Source organism: Acetivibrio straminisolvens JCM 21531, from assembly GCF_000521465.1.
Lineage (GTDB): Bacteria > Bacillota > Clostridia > Acetivibrionales > Acetivibrionaceae > Hungateiclostridium > Hungateiclostridium straminisolvens.
On the sequence record NZ_BAVR01000012.1, the window covers coordinates 20948 to 39313 of the forward strand.

Here is an 18366-nt window from a genome sequence, read left to right on the forward strand (position 1 = left end):
ATGCAGCAATATATTTTTCATCGGGAACTACAGGATTTCCAAAGGCAATTTTGCATAGCCACGGAAGTCTTGTATCAGCTTGTTATACAGAGCAGAAACATCACGGACAAACCCGTGAGGATAACTTCCTGTGTATTCCGCCCCTTTATCATACCGGTGCGAAAATGCACTGGTTTGGAAGCCTGTTGGCCGGCAGCAAAGCAGTATTGTTAAGAGGAATTAAGCCGGAATGGATATTAAGAACTGTTTCCGAAGAGAAAATTACAATTGTATGGCTTTTGGTTCCGTGGGCTCAGGATATTCTGGATGCCATTGACAGAGGGGAATTGAAGCTGGAAGATTATGACCTTTCCCAATGGAGACTCATGCATATTGGTGCTCAGCCGGTACCTCCCAGCTTGATTCATCGCTGGAAAAGTATTTCCCGCATCATCTATATGATACCAACTATGGTCTTAGTGAGTCTGCAGGACCGGGATGTGTCCACTTGGGCGTTGAAAATATTCATAAAGTAGGTGCCATAGGCTTGCCGGGCTATAATTGGGAGGCTAAAATTGTAGACGAAAAAGGAAGTCCTGTAAAACAGGGAGAGGTAGGAGAACTGGCTGTTAAGGGACCTGGTGTAATGAGATGTTATTACAAGGATCCTGAAGCTACTGCCGCAGTGCTCAAGGACGGCTGGCTTTTGACCGGGGACATGGCCAGAATGGATGAAGACGGCTTCATTTATCTGGTAGACCGCAAGAAAGATGTAATTATCAGCGGAGGAGAAAATATATATCCGGTACAGATTGAAGATTTTCTACGGGCACATGAAGCAATCAAGGATGCAGCAGTTATTGGACTACCCGATAAGCGTCTGGGAGAAATAGCAGCCGCTATTATTGAGTTAAAGCCCGGCTGCGAGTGTACCGAAGAGGAAATAAACAAATTCTGTATTTCATTGCCGCGCTATAAACGACCGAAAAAAATTATTTTTGACAATATACCGAGAAATCCTACAGGAAAGATTGAAAAGCCTCGACTAAGGGAAAAATACGGTGTAGTAGGTTTGGTAGAGGTTGAGACAATAAGCTAATAATGCCCTTCACGTTTTATATATTAATTTGGAATGGCTTTGACCGATATATTGGCAAGGCCATTCTTATTTTTCACAAAAAAGATAAATAGACAACTCACACAATACACCAAATGAGAATAGATTTGAATAGAAATATGGAGATATTTTGAGATCCATAAAGGAAATTTAGTTTAATCATTATTATTAAAAACAAAAGGTCAAAGAAAGTCAAAGTCTAAAGTTGATAATATAGCTTGAAAATTGTATAAATAATATAGAAAGATAATTAAAAGTCAAAAAGCAATATCAAAAAATTTGGAGGTGTTGTTTATGTTCGGAATAGTACCTTTTGGAAGAAGAGGAATGGGTGTTCAAAGAAGAAACGTAGACCTTTTTGATATTGACAGCTTTTTTGACGACTTTTTCAATAGCGGGTTCTTTCCGGCGTTTTACGGCAGTAATCAGATGAAAGTTGACATAAGTGAAAATGATAAAGAATATATACTTGAAGCTGATATGCCGGGAATAGATAAAGAGAACATTAATATTGAAGTTAATGGTGATGTACTCACGATAAGTGCCAAATGGGATGAACAGACAGAAGTGAAAAAAGACAACTACTTAAGAAAAGAGAGAAGAGCAAGTTCAATGTCAAGGTCATTTACTCTTGAGAATGTTGACAGTGACAGGATTACGGCAAAGCATGAAAGAGGTGTATTGACATTGATATTGCCTAAGAAAGAAACTTGCTCTAAAGGAAGAAGAATCGATATATCTTAATATTTAAATAGGGCTCCCCTATACACGGGGGAGCTTTTTTAATTTAAAAGTAAGTTGCTATATGTGTCGAATGTGGAGAAAAAGAGAAGGGAAAAATGGGTTTTCAGGAGTATTGACAAAGGTGGAATAAATAAATATAATGATACTAACAGAATGATAATATCAAAACTCAAATTTCAAATTCGAGGTGAAACAATGAGCGAATCAAAAAAGCTTAATAAACAAGGACTTACCGAGGAGCAGTTTTTGGCAGCTTATGATGCGAGCAAATTTGATAGGCCGTCAATGACAGTGGATATGCTGATTTTACAGTGACTGATGAAAAGAAGGAGAATTATAGAAAGCTTCCTCAAAAGGTTTTGCGATTGTTGATGATTAAAAGGGGAGACCATCCGTATATAGGACAATGGGCGCTTCCGGGCGGTTTTGTTAATATGGATGAAAATCTGGAAGATGGAGCTTTAAGGGAGTTGAAAGAAGAGACAAATATTGACAATATATATATGGAGCAGCTTTATACTTGGGGAGATGTAAACAGGGACCCCCGCACAAGGGTAATAAGCGTTTCCTATATGGCGCTGGTGGACAGTTCCAACCTGAATATCAAGGCCAGTGATGATGCTGATGATGCAAAGTGGTTTACCGTATCATGCAATATGTATCAGGAGCAAAAAACGTTGACCGAAAAGGGATATATATTGCAGAGGTGTATAACTTGAAGCTGTCCAACGAGGAGGAAAACCTTTCAGCGGTTATAAAGACTGTAAAAACAGTTGAAGGAAAAATATCCAGAGTAGAAAGAGAAATTGTCGAATCAAACGGTATCGCTTTTGACCATGCAAAAATTATACAATATGCAATTGAAAGGCTGCGTAATAAAATTGAGTATACGGATATTGCGTTTAACCTCATGCCGGCAAGGTTTACATTGACGGAGCTCCAGCAGGTGTATGAGGTGATTTTGGACAAGGAGCTGTTAAAAGCAAACTTTAGAAGAAAAATAGCCGATATGGTGATTGAAACAAACGAGTACACCAAAGATGCAGGGCATAGACCTTCAAAACTATTCAAGTTTAACCCGAATTGGAACGATGCCTCCGAATAATATAAAACATTATTGACTTGTTGGTCTATTTGTTATAGACTAGTAATATGAAGTCTATAACAAATAGACCAAGGAGGATTAAAATGAAAGTATATAAACTTTCACAAAGTGAAATAAAGCATATAAGCGGCGAAAAAAGCAGCAAACATCAGAATGAAGAGCTTGGAAGATTGACTTGTGGGCACAAGGAGGTGCAATAATGAGTGAGTTATTTCTCTCCGTTTTAAATATGAGCTTTACAGCAAGCTATGTAATTCTATGCGTGATGTTTCTTAGGCTGTTACTTAAAAAAGCTCCAAAATTCATCTCCTATGCCTTGTGGGCTGTTGTGGCATTTCGCCTTATTATTCCATTTTCTTTTGAGAGCATGTTTAGCCTTCTGCCCCGGAATATGAATACTGTTCCGATTTCCCATGAAATCATCTATCAGCAAAGTCCGAAAATTGATAGCGGTATTGAAGCAATGGACTTTCTTGCAAACCAGTCCCTTCCCAAGCCGGATGTTGCAGCAAGCGTAAATCTATTGCAGATTTATATAGAAATTGGAGCATATATCTGGGTTTGGGGAATAATAGCATTACTTATTTACAGTTTGGTGTCGGTTTTGAAGCTAAAAAGGCAGCTTAAAAATGCAGAGCTAATAGATATGAATATCTTCGAAGCCCGAAATTTGAAAACTCCATTTGTATTAGGAATAATAAAGCCCAAGATATATTTACCGGCCGGACTTGATGACTCTGAAAGAAAATATATTTTGCTGCATGAGCAAACCCATATCAAGCGCAAAGATTATATCATTAAAATATTAGCCTTCTTAATATTAGCCATACACTGGTTTAATCCCTTTGTATGGATTGCATTCAGGTTAATGAGCAAGGATATGGAGCTTTCCTGTGACGAAAGAGTTTTAAAAGAAATGGATTTGGATATTAAAAAGCCATATGCCAATTCATTATTGTCCCTTGCAACCGAAAGACATATTTTAAATGGAAGCCCGCTGGCTTTTGGCGAGGGAAATGTTAAAGACAGAATCAAGAATGTATTGAATTACAAAAAGCCAACTTTTTGGTTGATTGCCGTTGCGTTGGTGGTAGCTATAGCCGCAGGAATCGGTTTATTGGCTAATCCGGTTACTCAAAAACCGGTTGAAAATAATCTTTTATCACAGCTTTTAAAAAATAAAACCCAGTATGTGGGTGACAACTCAAAAGTTGGAGGTATAATCTTTTCATTAAAGTTTCCCGACAACGTGGATTATGATTCTTTTGAGCTTTATACAGACAGTGAACCTTATGGAGTAAATGTGAATCTCAAAACGGATACCGAAACTAAAAACATATATAGTGTTGAAGCAAACCAACAGCAGTTTCAAACTAATGCGTTGATTATGTTTTCCCTGATTGGCAACGTTGAAAATATCAATTTTACGCTGGATGATGGAGCATCCCCGCATTCTATACAATACACGCGGGAGTGGGCAAACAAGCGATGCGGGAAAGATGTGCGGGATTTTGCCAAAAGCGAGGAGGAACTTGGCAAGCTAATTAACGGCACATATGGCATTGCCAAAAATGAAGACATTAAAGAGCTTATAGAAGAAAACATAAGTGTCATAATGTCATCGCCAGACATATCCTCTAATCCGCAGGATTATATCAATGCCCATAGGGAAGTATATGAAAATATTTTGAAATACGGAGAAGAGGCGCTGGAATATTTGCTTTCACAGTTTGAAGAGGGAAATGATGAAGGACTTCGGGGGTATATCATGATGAGACTGTGTAAAGAGCTTTTAGGTCCGAGAAATAATGTTACCGATGATTCACTAAGTCCGAGAGAGTGGTATAATTCACTGTCCATCCGTCAAGAAAGAAAGCTTCCCAATTATGAATATGACGGTAACGATCCCATTGAAAAGCTTGTTTATAACACGGAAATTGAGATGAATTCAGACCCTAAAGGGGAAGGATTTGTAGTTGTTGCACCGAAAATCTTCGGAAGTTATGAGGAAAAGAATCTGCTAAAAGTTTTTGCGACTACTTACAGTGCCAGATACAGGCTTTTTGAGGACACTTTGTCGGAAGAGAGCGGCAGCATTGTTCCGGTGGCAATAACCTATCGAAAAAATGATAGCGGCAATTATGTCCTTGAAAAATATGAGCAAGCAAGGGATGGCGCAGGATTTGCTCCTTCCATCAAGGAGTTTTGCACGATGCCGGTATCGGGAAAAGAGATAAAGGGACTTGCAAATCAAATTCTTGAGCATTACTCGGATTATAAGGATATCCGCATTCTGATGCATGATAACCTTGCCAAGCATTTAAAGAAAAATGGCCTTACATCTGCTAAGCTTATCAAGTCTTACGGTGATGAGTTTGAATTTTCGGTACTTTAAAATAATAAAAATGTAAATCAATATGCATAAAAAGTTGGAAAGCACTTAGGAATTGAAAGTTTATAAAAACCCCACTTAGATAGAATAATCTACATGAGTGGGGATTTTTATGGTATGTGGTATTGTATATTAAATAGTGAATGTGTATTCCAATATTATACAATATCTTCAGGATTCGTTTAGGAGTGCTTAAATTCCGTATGCTTAATCCAAGGGATATTTAAGAAGTATTCCAAAACTATTCTTTTTAGATGTAACTTTTTATGAGATGCAAAATCTAAAAATCTGATATATAATGATAAAGCAATAAAGCGAAAGAAAGTTTACAAGTTAACAAAATATGATATAGAGAATTCATATAAATCCGGATAAGAAGCTTAAGCGACCTATCAAAGAATAATATTGGAATATCAGAAAAAGTTATAATTTTAAAGAGAAATTCTTTAATAAAAGTTACCTGTGGGAGATGTACTTGCAAGAAGCTTGGAAGTAGGAAAATTACAGGAGGCACAATATGAACGTTTTGGTTTTAAACGGGAGTCCTAAAGGTGAATATAGCATTACACTGCAAACTTCATTGTATTTGGAAAAGAAGTTTTCAGAGCATAGATTTCAGTTTCTTCGTGTCGGTCAACAAATTAAATCCCTGGAAAGGGATTTTTCAACTGTGAGTGAGGCGATAACAAATGCGGATTTGATTATTTTCTCTTATCCTGTTTATACCTTTATTGCACCAAGTCAGTTGCATCGGTTTATAGAGCTTTTAAAGGCATCCGGCTTGATGTGTCGGGAAAATTTGCTACTCAGATTACTACTTCCAAACACTTTTACGATGTCACTGCCCATAAGTATATTCAGGATAATTGCCATGACCTTGGCATGAAATATATTAAAGGACTGTCAGCAGATATGATGATCTTCTGACAGAAAGCGGACGCAAAACTGCAATAGAGTTTTTTGAATATGTGTGCTGGTGCATGAAAAATGATGTATATGAAACCAATCCAAAGAGTCCTGTAGCTGCGGCGCATATTCCGGTTAGTCCTGTCAATTCAAGCCAGGAGAAAAAGGGCGGAGATGTAGTTATAGTTACGGATTGCGCAAAAGACGACAAGCAGCTTAATGATATGATTGAGAGATTTAGAGCAGTTCTAAAATATAGGAGCCGCATTGTCAATATTTCCGAGTATCCTTTTCAGGGAGGATGTTTAGGCTGCCTTAATTGTGCCGCTACAGAAAAATGCATTTATAAGGATGGGTTTGATGATTTCCTGCGTAAGAATATTCAGACTGCAGATGCTATAATATATGCGTTTTCCATCAAGGATCATTCCATGGGCTCCATTTTTAAAATGTATGACGACAGGCAGTTTTGTAACGGACATAGACCGGTGACTATGGGAAAGCCCATAGGATATTTGATTTGCGGAAATTATCCGTCTGAGACCAATCTACAGATAATTGTTGAAGGCCGAAGCGAGGTTGGAGGAAATTTTCTTACGGGAGTTGCGTGTGATGAAATAAATCCGGATGAAGAAATAGACAGACTTGCCTCAAGGCTTGATTATGCAATTAGCCATAAGTATGTCCAGCCCAGAAATTTTTATGGTGTTGGAGGAATGAAAATTTTCAGGATCTAATTTGGCTAATGCGCGGCTTGATGAAAGCCGATCACCGTTTCTACAAAGAACATGGATTATACGACTTTCCTCAAAAGAAAAGAGGGACAGCATTAAAAATGTATCTTGTAGGCTCTCTTATGTCTTCTCCAAAGCTTAGGGCTAAAATGGGAAATAAAATAAATGAAGGTATGATTGCGCCGTATAAAAAGGTTTTGGAGCAGCATTGATATATTGCTAGGATATATTAAACTTGACGATTGGAACGTGTGAAATAATTGAAAAATTTGAGCGGATGAATTTATTGGGTCAATGTAAAGGGTGTAAAGTATGAAAAATAAAATAATTGCTTTTATAAAAAAGGAAGCTGTACTTGTAGTGGCAGCAATACTTGCTTGTATTTCTGCTTTTATTGTCCCGCCCACAAGTGCTTATATGGAATATATAGACTGGTGTGTACTGGGGATTTTATTAAGTCTTATGATTGTTATGGCAGGGCTTCAAAAAAACGGCCTGTTTGATGCTTTAGTCATTGGCCTGCTTAAGAAAACCAAAAAGGTATGGCAATTGGCTTTTGTACTGGTATTCTTGTGTTTCTTTCTCAGTATGTTAATTACTAATGATGTTGCTCTTATCACCTTTGTTCCTTTTGCCATTTTGACTTTGAAAAAGGCGGGGCAGGAACGGCTGGTTATACCTGTGGTGGTTCTTCAAACAATCGCAGCCAATCTGGGCAGTATGTTGACTCCCATAGGAAATCCCCAGAATTTGTATTTATATAACTTGTCTCAAGTTGGAATATTGGAGTTTGTTCTGTTTATGCTTCCTTATACCGTAGTTTCCGGACTCTTGCTGGTAATTTCGTTATTGTTTATAAAGGGTAAACGGGAAGCAGTAGTTATTAAAGAACAATCAAAACCCCAAATTTTGCTTATAGAGAATATAATCTATTTGGTCTTATTTGCTATATCTCTTTTGAGCGTTGCTAAAATTCTGCATTATATAGCAGTATTGCTTTTAGTGTTAATTGTAGTTTTTATAATGGAAAAGGATGTTTTAAAATCAGTGGATTATAGTTTGCTATTGACCTTCATTTGCTTTTTTATTTTTACAGGGAATTTGGAAAATATTCCTGCAGTAAAGGAAACTTTGCAAAATTTGATAACCGGCCGGGAGCTTGTTATAAGCGTTTTTGCAAGTCAAGCGATAAGTAATGTCCCCGCGGCACTTTTATTATCCGAATTTACGGGCAACTACCGGGTATTATTGAAAGGCGTGAATATTGGAGGACTTGGAACTCTGATTGCATCCATGGCAAGTTTAATATCCTATAAAATATTTGCAAATCATTATGATAAACTTAAAGGACGGTATTTTCTTTGGTTTACTTTGGCAAACATAGTTTATCTATTAATATTAATGGCGGTTGCGTTGATAATCTGATTCTGTTGTAATTGCTGTATGGATGTACAAGTATTATTTTGCCAAATTGCTGTTTAGAAATTGCAGATTGCTATATATTTTTATAAAAACTATGAGGTATGGATATCCATACCTCATAGTTTTAAAAAGTATTTTAAGGGACATATTTATGGAACAAACTCTTCAACAACTTCTTCGAGGCTTGAAGAACGATTCCATCCGCCAATTGTATATATTTTATTGTTTACAACAGATGCAGTATGGCCTTCTCTTTCTGTACCGGAATACGCAACTTTTTTCCATTTGTTGCTTGCGACATCATATTCTTCAGTTATATATGTAACTCCTACGAAGTCTTGAAGGCCACCCATTGCATAGATCTTACCGTTAATCGCTACTGCTGCTAAATTGCTTCTTGCTGTAGGAATGTCTGCAACTCTCGTCCATGTATTTGTGATGGGGTTGTACTTTTCGATAATTGGGCATTTGGCATTTGAATCTGTACCATATGTGTACAAGCCGCCTATGACATATATTTCACCATTTACCACAGCAGTTGCAAAGTTGCTTCGAGGAGTGGGGATATTTGCTACAAATCTCCATTGATTGCTTGAAGGATCATATTCTTCTACGGTGTTGGTACGTACATTTCCAGTGGTTTTACCGCTTATGGCATACAATTTTCCATTGACTGAAGCCAGTCCAAAAGAGCTTCTGGCGATATTCATATTTGCTTTGGACTGCCAATTTCCTGTACTGGGGTTATATGCTTCCACACTTTTTAAGTAGCCAGAATTGAATCCGCCAGCCACATATATTGCACCGGATAATGTGGCAGATGATGCATTATATCTTGCCGTAAGCATATTGGTAGCCGGAGTCCATGAGTTGTTTGATGGGTTGAAATATTGAACTGTATTTGTAGGCAAGAGGTCGTCATCAATTCCTCCGATAACATATATTTTATTGTTGAGGACTGTTGATGTGTGATAAGCCTTTGGCAAGGGCATATTTGATTTTTCAGTCCATTTGCCCGGAAGATAAAATGCATACAACTTTGGGCTGGTTGGATTAGTCGGGACATAATTTCCGATTAATAGGATTTTATTATCAATAAGAGCTAAGCTGCAACGACCGGAAACAGGTAGTATATCAGGCTTTTCTGTCCAAGTATTATCCAACGGATTATACTCTTTTATATATGAAACGTCATATTTGTCGGTATAATAGACTTCGGAACCGAGATAGTATTCTAATGTGTAAATTTTATTATTCAGTGATACTGCATCATAAATGTATGAGTAAGGAAGATCCGATTTTCTTATCCAAATATTGCCGTTGGGGTTGTATTCCCATACAGAAGTCTGAGTGGAGGGGCCATTACTGCCAAATAGGTAAATATTGCCATATGCAGTAGAAAGCGTATACTCGCTATATACTTCGGATAAGGTTGCAATTTGGCTTTCATCTCTAAATGTATTCGTGGACGGATCATATTCATATAATTTTGAAGTATCATCTTGATTGTGAAAGATATAAATTTTGTTGTTTGCTACTGCACTTTTTATGTCTCCATTAGTTAACGGAACTTGAATTTTACGAACCCATGAGTTGGTTGCAGGGGTGTACTCGTCAACTACAATAGTCCATGAAGGGCTTTCACCTACTACATATATTTTGTTATTGATAACATGAGCTTTTGGGGAATAAATCGTTGTGAGAGTATCTGCTTTTTGGGTCCAGGTCCATGGGTTTGTACCGGTATCACATGCCTCAACGCTAGAAACATTCGTCATACCCGGCCCTCTTTTCTCCACACCTCCAATAGCATAAAATACGCCGTCGAGATAAGCATAAGCTGCGTCTTGCCTTCCGTATGGCTGAGATTTAAGTATGGACCACGATGCATTTGTTGTTGCTTCACGAAAATAATAAATAGGTACTTCAATTTTACTGCCATCGAAACTTGTAACGCTCGTTATTGATGAGGGTATTTGGATTCCTCTTGTTTTATCAACCAGTTTAAAACTTTTTATTTTGCCCGGGATGCCGTCGGCAATCGAATCTTCTATTCGTAAATACCAGTTACCGTCAGGGTTGTCCATTTTCAGTGTATATAAATTTGTTAGGTCAATAACAAGAGATGCATATTTATCTTCATCAGTCGTCCCATCAAAAGCCAAATAATCATTTGGAAAGATTTCATACCAGTAAGGTAGAGAAATAGTTGTATCATCCGTTGTTGAGTAACCGAAGGATATTCGAAGCTGATTCCTGCACTTATGGCTTACTTCCAATTCGGCAGTGAGCATGGGAGTATAGCTTTCTTTTACATTAAACCAGAATAACATATTGCCATGGATTGCTCATCTCCTTTCCGGAGGATCTGTAAAGATTCCACCGTATACATTAGGATTGGAGGGGATTTTGGTACCCAGTTGAGAGCATCATAAGCAAGCCAGACATATCCGTTTCTCATCCAATTGCTTCCAAATGAATTTACTACTTTAAATGCACCTTTTTCTCCTGGATCAATAATACCGTTTAAATTGGCATCAAAGGTTATATCATCTGAGTATCCCACGATAGTCATGGCGTGATCGCCCTGAGCACCTCGTACCATATAGCAGACAGATTCATCTCCTGCCGTGCAATATCTCCAGGAATCAATATATGTACCGAAGGTCAGTACATAACCGTTAGCCAGCATTTTTTTGATAGCAGTTAGATTTTCGTCATTTTCATTTTCAATAGGGGTGTCAGTGCCGTCACTGAAATCAATATAACCCATTTTATCGATTCTGTAATTTAGAGCTTTTTCCCATAAAGAACGATCGGTTGGCCAGGCTTTATAAGCTGTACTACTATTCGCATAATGAGGGAAATCACTCCAAAATACACAGCCGGAGTTTTTTAACAAATTAAAAGCTCTTGAAAAGCCTGTACCTGTATTAGGACCAGCAGCTTTAGTAATATTATATGTCCACGCAGGTGAGAATTTATTTGTAAGATCAGTATTTTTGGTATTCCATCCTTTCACAAGGGCAGTCATATGTGTCATTTGATAGTATGTAGTAGAAAAGGCTACACATGAGCCTTGAACACCTTGATTTTCGATTGGAGGAAACGCGTCAAGCAAACTATTGTCAACACTCGAAGGGAGCACTTCTGAAGATGTTCTATTTGCCAATTTCATTTTGGGATTGCCTTCATCAATACTGCTTGAACTTTCTTTTACTTCTTGTCCGAATTCTACAGATGCTGTCAGCTTGCCAAGTCCTCTTGATGCACGCGCTTTGTTTACCCTTTCAAGTCCTAGTTCGTTTAGTTCAACGTCTTTAGTATCAATCATGTTGTTTTTGATCCACTTCTTATCATCTTCTGTAATGAATGCTTCGTTTGATGATTCGCTTTCGGCTGATTCTAAACTGCTAATTGTACTAATTGGCTCAATCGTTTTTGATGATAGATTACCTGCGGCAAAAATTGAAATGCTTTGACATAAGATAAGTGTTAAGACAGTAGTAAAGACAAACAGCTTTGAAATTGAATTTTTAACCTTTACTTTCATAATGTACCTCCTCCATTCATTTTGTTTTAAATTCTCGTTTGTAAAAGAACAAGAAAAATTATAAATTTGTGGCTATAAATGCTTTATACACCTCCATATCATAAATTAGTTTTAGTTCTTTTATTTATTATAGGATATTGTTCAAAAAAAGTAAATAAAGTCGACAAAAATGAAATCAAATATGAAATAATTCGTTTTAAAGGATAATTATGTCGTAAAAAGAATGTTTCCGACAATAAAACGTTAATTTTTATTGAGGTTTTTGCTTTTTGTCGATGATATAATTATGAAGGGCATACTATTTATTCGAGGTGAAACCATGGTTAAAAACAGGATTTTGATTGTGGAGGATGATAAAGCAATTTTAGACGGCATCGCGGTCAATCTGCAATATTCCGGATATGAATACTATGAAGAAATACAATATTCCTGTTATATATATTACTGCAAAAAATGATGCTTCTTCAGAAATTATAGGGCTTCGCGACGGGGCAGAGGATTATATCATAAAGCCTTTTGATGTCTTAATTCTGCTGGTACGCATCGAATTAGAAGTGAAAAAACAGCCTATGCCTTGTCCAAATGCATTGCTGCCGCTGTCATGGGCGGCTTAGCCGTTACTGCCGGTGCAGCTGTATTTATCAGCTATCTACGCCTTATGCGGCCGAGCATATTACCTGAGGCAAGTCTCCTTTTTTCTCTTACCGCCATCTGTGACTTTTCATAATTCCGAAGATATACAGGAGCTTTGTGATACCGTTTGCGAGATGGACGCAGGGAGATTGAAAGTAATGCACAATTAAATACTACCCTGCGTCAACCCTTTTTTCTTTGGCGGTTGAGGCTGCATGGCCCCTGCATTATTTATTAAGCTTTTTAAGAACGCCTATAAGCTCGTCAGAATTGGTGAATTTTCTGCTTATTTTGTAACGAAGCTTTTTCTCTTTAAAACCATTAGATTTTTCAACAGTATTAAAAGTAATATAATTTTTATGTACCTTGAGATTACTTACCTTGCTAATACGCTGGCCCCAAATAACCTGGTGTGCCCCTTGGTTTAAGCTATCTGAAAAATAACCGATTACATCGAAATCACCTACATAGGACAATTTCCACGCAAGGTCTAAAATATACTGTGTTCTGCGAGATAGCGAAAAGATTATGCCATAAAATCCGAGATTGGCCATGATGTCGGAACGGGGACTTTTAAAAATCGCCTGAATTATCGGGTCAAAGCAATTAATTACCCATAGTTGACTTGAAGAAGTAATTACAAAAATATACTGAAGGCACTTTTCTTCAAATCCGCTTGTATTTAACCATATCACATAGCCTATTATTAATATTATAAGCAGAGAAAACATTGAGCAGTAGAAAACACCGATTTGGGGAGAATCAGTGCCGTATTTTTCGCCTATCATAATAGATAAAGGAACCGATAAAAAAGTTAAAAGTAAAATAGGGATTAATAATAAAGCTATTTTGCCTAACGTCTTTTTTAGATAAAATTTTCCCATATCATCTTCTATCTGCAATCTGCATACAGTCATTTTTTTTGATGTCATAAGATTTCCTTCCAAAAACAAAAAAATAGTATATAAGTATATGATATTTATGTTAACACATCAAATTCAATCCATCAATTAATTTGAAAGAATTCTTAGTAAATAATAATACCGGATGCTTCCGCATAAAATTGACATTAGATATAATTTATATTATCAATTAGACTTGTATAGAAAAATGTAGAACTTTATACAGCAACCCTTAATTTGGCAACTACATCATCAAGACTTACCCTTTTTCTGCACAAGAGTATGCAAACTTGGCGATACAGACCATATATTATAGTCGAGGCCTTCGATTTTCCTAATAGAATTATTATATCAGTCATAAGTTTGACCCCCGTGGAAATAGTTTTTTATTTGGTCAATTCAAAACTACCACATTTGGTCTGCTTATTCTTTTGTTTTGCCATTTTATTGGTAATACAATTTATTACTTTTTATTGCACAACACTAATAATATTCAGTAAGATTACAGATCTCTTCATATACCTGAGCTAGTATCTCTTTTTCGTATATTTTTTCAATATTTATTGTGTTAATAAGATTTTTAATAATAGACTCTTTGCTGTCTATAATGTATTTCATAGCTGCAAGCCTCATGGAATTAAATACGTTTACGGTATGATTATATCTATCAATCAACTCTTCAAATTTATCATCTACCTTAAAATTTTTTGCAATATAAATCAACCTGTCTTTCATACCTTTTTTATGCTCAAATAGGGTGTGGAATGGAACGTAAGATAATCTTGTATCATATTTGATTACATTATAGAGATATTCCGGCAAGTGTTCATAAATTTCCATGCCAAAAATGTTTTTCTCATCAAAATAGATATCAAAATATTCTATTTCTTTATCTGCAGTCCTGTCAGGAAAATCTTTTTGTGCAGAGTTGATAGAAAAAATGTAATCATGAAGGCCGCGCAAGAATTTCTTTATGTTAAATTTGAAGAACTGGCTGTTTTTTTCGCGAAATTTAAAAAGTCTTCCGTATAAATTGTCTTGGTTCCATATTTCTTCGCTTTCTGTAAGGGCTAAGCCATTTTCAAAGGCTTTTGCAAATGTTTGATAGGATATATTATAACTTGTGAAGTTATGGTTATTGTCAAATCCAATTACCGTGAGTTTTTCACTAAAATCGTCATAACCGTAAACCAAAATATCATGTACACGGTGAGAGTTAGACTTCATGTAATTAGGCTTAACATAATATTCATCCAAGAAAGTAAAAACATATTTATGATTATCTATCTTGTCTTTTATATATGTAATTATATCGATATTTGCTATGGATTTTCTAGGTATTTTAATGAATTCAAGCAGACTTTGAGCAGCAATCCATCCGCCATAAAAATCCAGCCATACTTCTTTATTGCTGTATCTGCTCCATTTATTGTCGTTGTAAAATATTTGCGTATAATTCTCGTAAAACCATGGATAAAAGTTTTCATTCCCTAATATAATACACAAAAGGCAAGAATTGTACAAATAGTTGTTAATATTATTTTGCAATTCAATTTTCAACTGCTTTGACTTCATTACCTAAAAATCCTCCTTTGAACAACATATAATCAACTTGTTAAGTGACCAATCTAACTTTGTACAGTTCTGTATCTCCTAGACACAATTAATGCACCCAATATATTTCGAACTGCTATAGAACTGTTTTAAAAGAAGAACTTAGGAGATACATAGGATAATACTGTCTTTTTTGTGATTGGCATATAGCAATCTTTTTTCTGAAAGAATTCAGCATAGATATTTGTAATTTAGTAAATTTAAGGACGCAACATTATAATACTTTATTTTTGATTTTATATCAAGTATTAATTTAGTTTAGTTTTACCTGATAAAAGACTTCTGAAAAACCTTTCGAATATTGCGAGCTGAAATTGGGAATTTCGACTATCTACGCCCAATTATGCAAAAGTTGTAAAAAGGAGTATTGATATTTGATTATCCACATTGGAATTAATTTAAGATTTCATAAGTTTTTATATTTGAATTTGTATATAATGTAAATGTCAATAAAAATTTGGTTCTTTCCAGAGTTGGTTGAAATACAGGCATTTTATAATTTTAAATCATCTATTTTTTATAATAACATTTAATTATTCAACTAAGATTGAAAAGAGCCTATTTTATGTTAATATATCGAATTCAATTCATCAATTAATTTGAAAGGGTTCTTTCACAAATAAATATATCTGGCTGTTGTGTCTTAAACCGTCATTAGATAAATTTATATTAACAATCTGGCATTTTAATGCTATACTAAATTTAGCAAAAATATAGAGGTGTTTGCTATAGTTGCATTAATTTAGCTTAGGAGTGTGTAAAATATAGTGAAAACAAAGAAGATATTAAAAATTGCAGCTTTAAATATTGGGATTGCATTGTTCAATGTAATACTTTTTTCTCCGGGTATAATGAATATACGCCTAACTAACTCCGATGCGCTTAGTGTTGCTATCGGAGGTACTGCAATATTTTTGAGTTTGGCATTTTTTATTTACGGAAATTATACACTCTTATTTGAAAAAACACCTCAAATCAAGGTAAGCGATATAAAAAACTACCAGGAATGTATTGTTGTACTCAACCAATCGTATGGCAAGAAGACTTTTGACGACAGTATTACTACAATGAAAGAACAGGTTGAGCGTTTCAATAAAAAGAAAGAAAAAATATTTAACATGCTCAGTCAAAAATTTAATGTTATTGACAAAGTTTATGAGAAGTTTAAAACAACTATATTTGATGTTGAATATGTTTTTTTATCCAACATTAAAAGTATTTTAAACAAAATAAGCGCTTTTGATGAGGAAGACTATGAGAGACTCAGATATGATATTGCACAAAAAAAGTTTTCCGATGAGGTTATCGCCTCAAAAATGAATATATATAACGAATACATTAACTTTGTAAAAAACGCAATAGAAGATAATGAGGAGATAATTATAAAGCTCGATGCGCTTCTTCTTGAAATTTCAAAGCACGACTTACTTGAAGCGGGAGAAATTGATAATTTGAAGGAGATTAAGGAGATGGATGAACTCATAAAAAAATCAAAGTATTATATATAGTTGTTTGGTGGTTTGCTTTTAAAATAGACTTTAAGGAAAAGGGAGGCTATGCAAATGTTGGAGAGCAATAAGAACTTAAAAACCATAGTAATTTTACTGGGGATAGCTCTAGTGGTATTTGGGCTTATTTATGGTGGAATTTCTTTGACACAAAACATTGGAAAAAGCCAGAAAGTAACCTCAATAGAAAGTGCCGAGAAAAAAATGGATAAGCTTTATAAAGATATAACAGTAAATATTATTGAGCCTAGGAAGGGGCAGGTAAACATAAATCCTCCGGATCTCAAAGAGACTTTACCTGATATTTCTAAGTACCCTCCCCAGGTGGTAGAAACCACAAGCAGCTTTATAGAAATTTTCTTCCACTGAAAAATCCGGGGAGAAAAAAGACGGATGGCTTGTTGATGTGGCAAGGGAGTTTAACAGAGCCAATATACAAGTAAACGGTGAACCTGTTTCTGTAAGAATCAGGGGAATTGCATCCGGTTTGGCAACGGACTACATAATTTCCGGCAAATATCTTCCCGATGCCTTTACACCTTCTAATGAGCTTTGGGGAGAAATGATCAAGCAAGCGGCGTGGAAATATCCCTTGTGGAAAAGAGGCTTGCCGGCAATGTTGCAGGAGTACTTCTTTCAAAAGGAAAATACAATGAATTGGTTGAAAAATACGGCTCAATAAACTTGAAAAATATTACTGAGGCCGTTGCAGCAAATGAAATTGCAATGGGATATACAAATCCTTTTGCGAGCTCCACGGGAATGAACTTTCTTGTTTCAACATTAAGTACGTTTGACAGTAAAAACATATTGAGCGAAAAAGCCATTGAAGGTTTTGAAAAATTCCAGACCAATATTCCTTTTGTGGCTTATACCACTTTACAAATGAGGGAATCTGCTCAGTCCGGTGTTCTTGACGGTTTTATACTGGAGTATCAGACTTATGAGAATATTCCGGAGCTGAAAAAGGATTATGTTTTTACTCCTTTTGGTGTAAGACATGACAGTCCCATGTATGCTGTCGGAAATCTTAGCGCTGAGAAAAAAGAAATACTTGATAAATTCATCGAGTTCTGCAAAAATGCAAAGTCACAAGAGCTTGCAACGGACTACGGTTTTAACAGGCTTAATGAGTATTCTCCCGAAATAGCCGATATCGATGGCGAAACCGTAATAGAAGCTCAGAAGCTCTGGAAAGAAAAGAAGGACGTTAACAATGATATCGTAGCAGTATTTGTTGCCGATGTATCGGGAAGTATGGCGGGCGAGCCTCTCAACAGATTGAAGCAGTCTCTTATAACCGGCTCGCAGTACATAAGTTCGGATGCTTCCATAGGGCTTGTATCTTTTTCAACAGACGTAAACATAAATCTTCCTATCGGTAAATTTGATTTAAACCAGAGGTCTTTGTTTGTAGGTGCTGTTGAAAGCTTGAGTGCAAGCGGGAATACGGCAATGTTCGATGCAATAGTTGTGGCAACTAAAATGCTTAGGGAAGAAAAAGCCAAAAACCCCAATGCCAAGTTGATGTTGTTTGTGTTAAGTGACGGTGAGACAAATTATGGTCACTCGTTAAATGATATAAAAGGTATGATGCAATCTTTTGGAATTCCGATTTACACCATAGGGTATAACGCAAATATAAAGGCATTGGAGACTCTGTCTCAAATAAACGAAGCTGCAAGTATAAATGCGGATACAGAGGATGTTGTATATCAATTGGGAAGCTTGTTCAACGCCCAAATGTAATTAGGGAC

11 protein-coding genes and 4 pseudogenes are annotated in these 18366 nt (G+C 36.0%); 10 read left to right on the forward strand and 5 right to left on the reverse strand.

The features are described from left to right. Positions 1-8: 8 nt before the first annotated feature. From JCM21531_RS23555 to JCM21531_RS04940, 7 genes and pseudogenes are all read left to right on the forward strand, one after another. Positions 9-580: pseudogene (locus tag JCM21531_RS23555) on the forward strand (AMP-binding protein); the annotation flags it as partial. A 126-nt stretch (positions 581-706) separates the two neighbouring features. Further along, positions 707-1078: a class I adenylate-forming enzyme family protein gene (locus JCM21531_RS20650; protein WP_243467248.1), complete on the forward strand. Its 372-nt coding sequence runs from the start codon at positions 707-709 to the stop codon at positions 1076-1078. A 312-nt stretch (positions 1079-1390) separates the two neighbouring features. After that, positions 1391-1840, forward strand: coding sequence for an Hsp20/alpha crystallin family protein (locus JCM21531_RS04920; protein ID WP_038287889.1), 450 nt, complete (start codon positions 1391-1393; stop codon positions 1838-1840). Between the two features lie 195 nt (positions 1841-2035). Beyond that, positions 2036-2945, forward strand: a pseudogene (locus JCM21531_RS04925) (NUDIX hydrolase). Positions 2946-3144: 199 nt separating this feature from the next. Beyond that, on the forward strand, positions 3145-5340 hold the full coding sequence (locus tag JCM21531_RS18230) for a M56 family metallopeptidase (RefSeq protein ID WP_094184735.1): 2196 nt from the start codon (positions 3145-3147) through the stop codon (positions 5338-5340). Between the two features lie 514 nt (positions 5341-5854). Next, a pseudogene (locus JCM21531_RS24315) lies at positions 5855-7189 on the forward strand (NAD(P)H-dependent oxidoreductase). A gap of 100 nt (positions 7190-7289) precedes the next feature. After that, a complete protein-coding gene (locus JCM21531_RS04940; RefSeq protein ID WP_038287891.1) occupies positions 7290-8402 on the forward strand; it encodes an SLC13 family permease in 1113 nt (370 codons plus the stop codon). A gap of 146 nt (positions 8403-8548) precedes the next feature. Here JCM21531_RS04940 and JCM21531_RS04945 read toward each other — a convergent pair whose 3' ends face one another. Together JCM21531_RS04945 and JCM21531_RS04950 are read right to left on the reverse strand one after the other, a co-directional pair. Then, entirely contained in the window at positions 8549-10732 is a 2184-nt protein-coding gene (locus tag JCM21531_RS04945; RefSeq protein WP_038287893.1) for a Kelch repeat-containing protein, read from the reverse strand. Beyond that, the gene (locus JCM21531_RS04950; protein WP_038287895.1) at positions 10711-11952 is read right to left on the reverse strand and encodes a C1 family peptidase; all 1242 of its coding nucleotides are present in this window, start codon (positions 11950-11952) and stop codon (positions 10711-10713) included. The genes JCM21531_RS04945 and JCM21531_RS04950 overlap by 22 nt, the downstream gene beginning before the upstream one ends. A 410-nt stretch (positions 11953-12362) precedes the next feature. Here JCM21531_RS04950 and JCM21531_RS04955 point away from each other — a divergent pair, with 410 nt between their 5' ends. Further along, complete coding sequence (locus tag JCM21531_RS04955; RefSeq protein ID WP_038287897.1) at positions 12363-12566, forward strand: response regulator transcription factor family protein; 204 nt, start codon at positions 12363-12365, stop codon at positions 12564-12566. Between the two features lie 246 nt (positions 12567-12812). Here JCM21531_RS04955 and JCM21531_RS04960 read toward each other — a convergent pair whose 3' ends face one another. The 3 genes from JCM21531_RS04960 to JCM21531_RS04965 form a co-directional block, all read right to left on the reverse strand. After that, complete coding sequence (locus JCM21531_RS04960; RefSeq protein WP_038287899.1) at positions 12813-13517, reverse strand: hypothetical protein; 705 nt, start codon at positions 13515-13517, stop codon at positions 12813-12815. A 188-nt stretch (positions 13518-13705) separates the two neighbouring features. Further along, positions 13706-13846 carry a hypothetical protein gene (locus JCM21531_RS19130; protein ID WP_162149299.1) on the reverse strand — a complete coding sequence of 47 codons (141 nt, stop codon included), beginning with the start codon at positions 13844-13846 and terminating at the stop codon, positions 13706-13708. Positions 13847-13970: 124 nt separating this feature from the next. Beyond that, entirely contained in the window at positions 13971-15047 is a 1077-nt protein-coding gene (locus tag JCM21531_RS04965; protein ID WP_157833648.1) for a hypothetical protein, read from the reverse strand. Positions 15048-15868: 821 nt separating this feature from the next. Between JCM21531_RS04965 and JCM21531_RS04970 the strand changes: the two genes are divergently transcribed. Both JCM21531_RS04970 and JCM21531_RS04975 read left to right on the forward strand, forming a co-directional pair. After that, positions 15869-16609 (forward strand): hypothetical protein, encoded by a 741-nt coding sequence (locus JCM21531_RS04970; RefSeq protein ID WP_038287903.1) that lies wholly within the window; start codon positions 15869-15871, stop codon positions 16607-16609. Between the two features lie 54 nt (positions 16610-16663). Further along, positions 16664-18358, forward strand: a pseudogene (locus JCM21531_RS04975) (vWA domain-containing protein). Positions 18359-18366 lie beyond the last annotated feature (8 nt).

Excerpts from the sequence above, each read along its gene's own strand:
- JCM21531_RS18230 (WP_094184735.1), top strand. The coding sequence starts at position 3,145 with ATGAGTGAGTTATTTCTCTCCGTTTTAAATATGAGCTTTACAGCAAGC.
- JCM21531_RS19130 (WP_162149299.1), bottom strand. The coding sequence starts at position 13,846 with ATGACTGATATAATAATTCTATTAGGAAAATCGAAGGCCTCGACTATA.
- JCM21531_RS04920 (WP_038287889.1), top strand. The coding sequence starts at position 1,391 with ATGTTCGGAATAGTACCTTTTGGAAGAAGAGGAATGGGTGTTCAAAGA.
- JCM21531_RS20650 (WP_243467248.1), top strand. The coding sequence starts at position 707 with ATGGATGAAGACGGCTTCATTTATCTGGTAGACCGCAAGAAAGATGTA.
- JCM21531_RS04950 (WP_038287895.1), bottom strand. The coding sequence starts at position 11,952 with ATGAAAGTAAAGGTTAAAAATTCAATTTCAAAGCTGTTTGTCTTTACT.
- JCM21531_RS04945 (WP_038287893.1), bottom strand. The coding sequence starts at position 10,732 with ATGTTATTCTGGTTTAATGTAAAAGAAAGCTATACTCCCATGCTCACT.
- JCM21531_RS04955 (WP_038287897.1), top strand. The coding sequence starts at position 12,363 with ATGAAGAAATACAATATTCCTGTTATATATATTACTGCAAAAAATGAT.
- JCM21531_RS04960 (WP_038287899.1), bottom strand. The coding sequence starts at position 13,517 with ATGACATCAAAAAAAATGACTGTATGCAGATTGCAGATAGAAGATGAT.
- JCM21531_RS04940 (WP_038287891.1), top strand. The coding sequence starts at position 7,290 with ATGAAAAATAAAATAATTGCTTTTATAAAAAAGGAAGCTGTACTTGTA.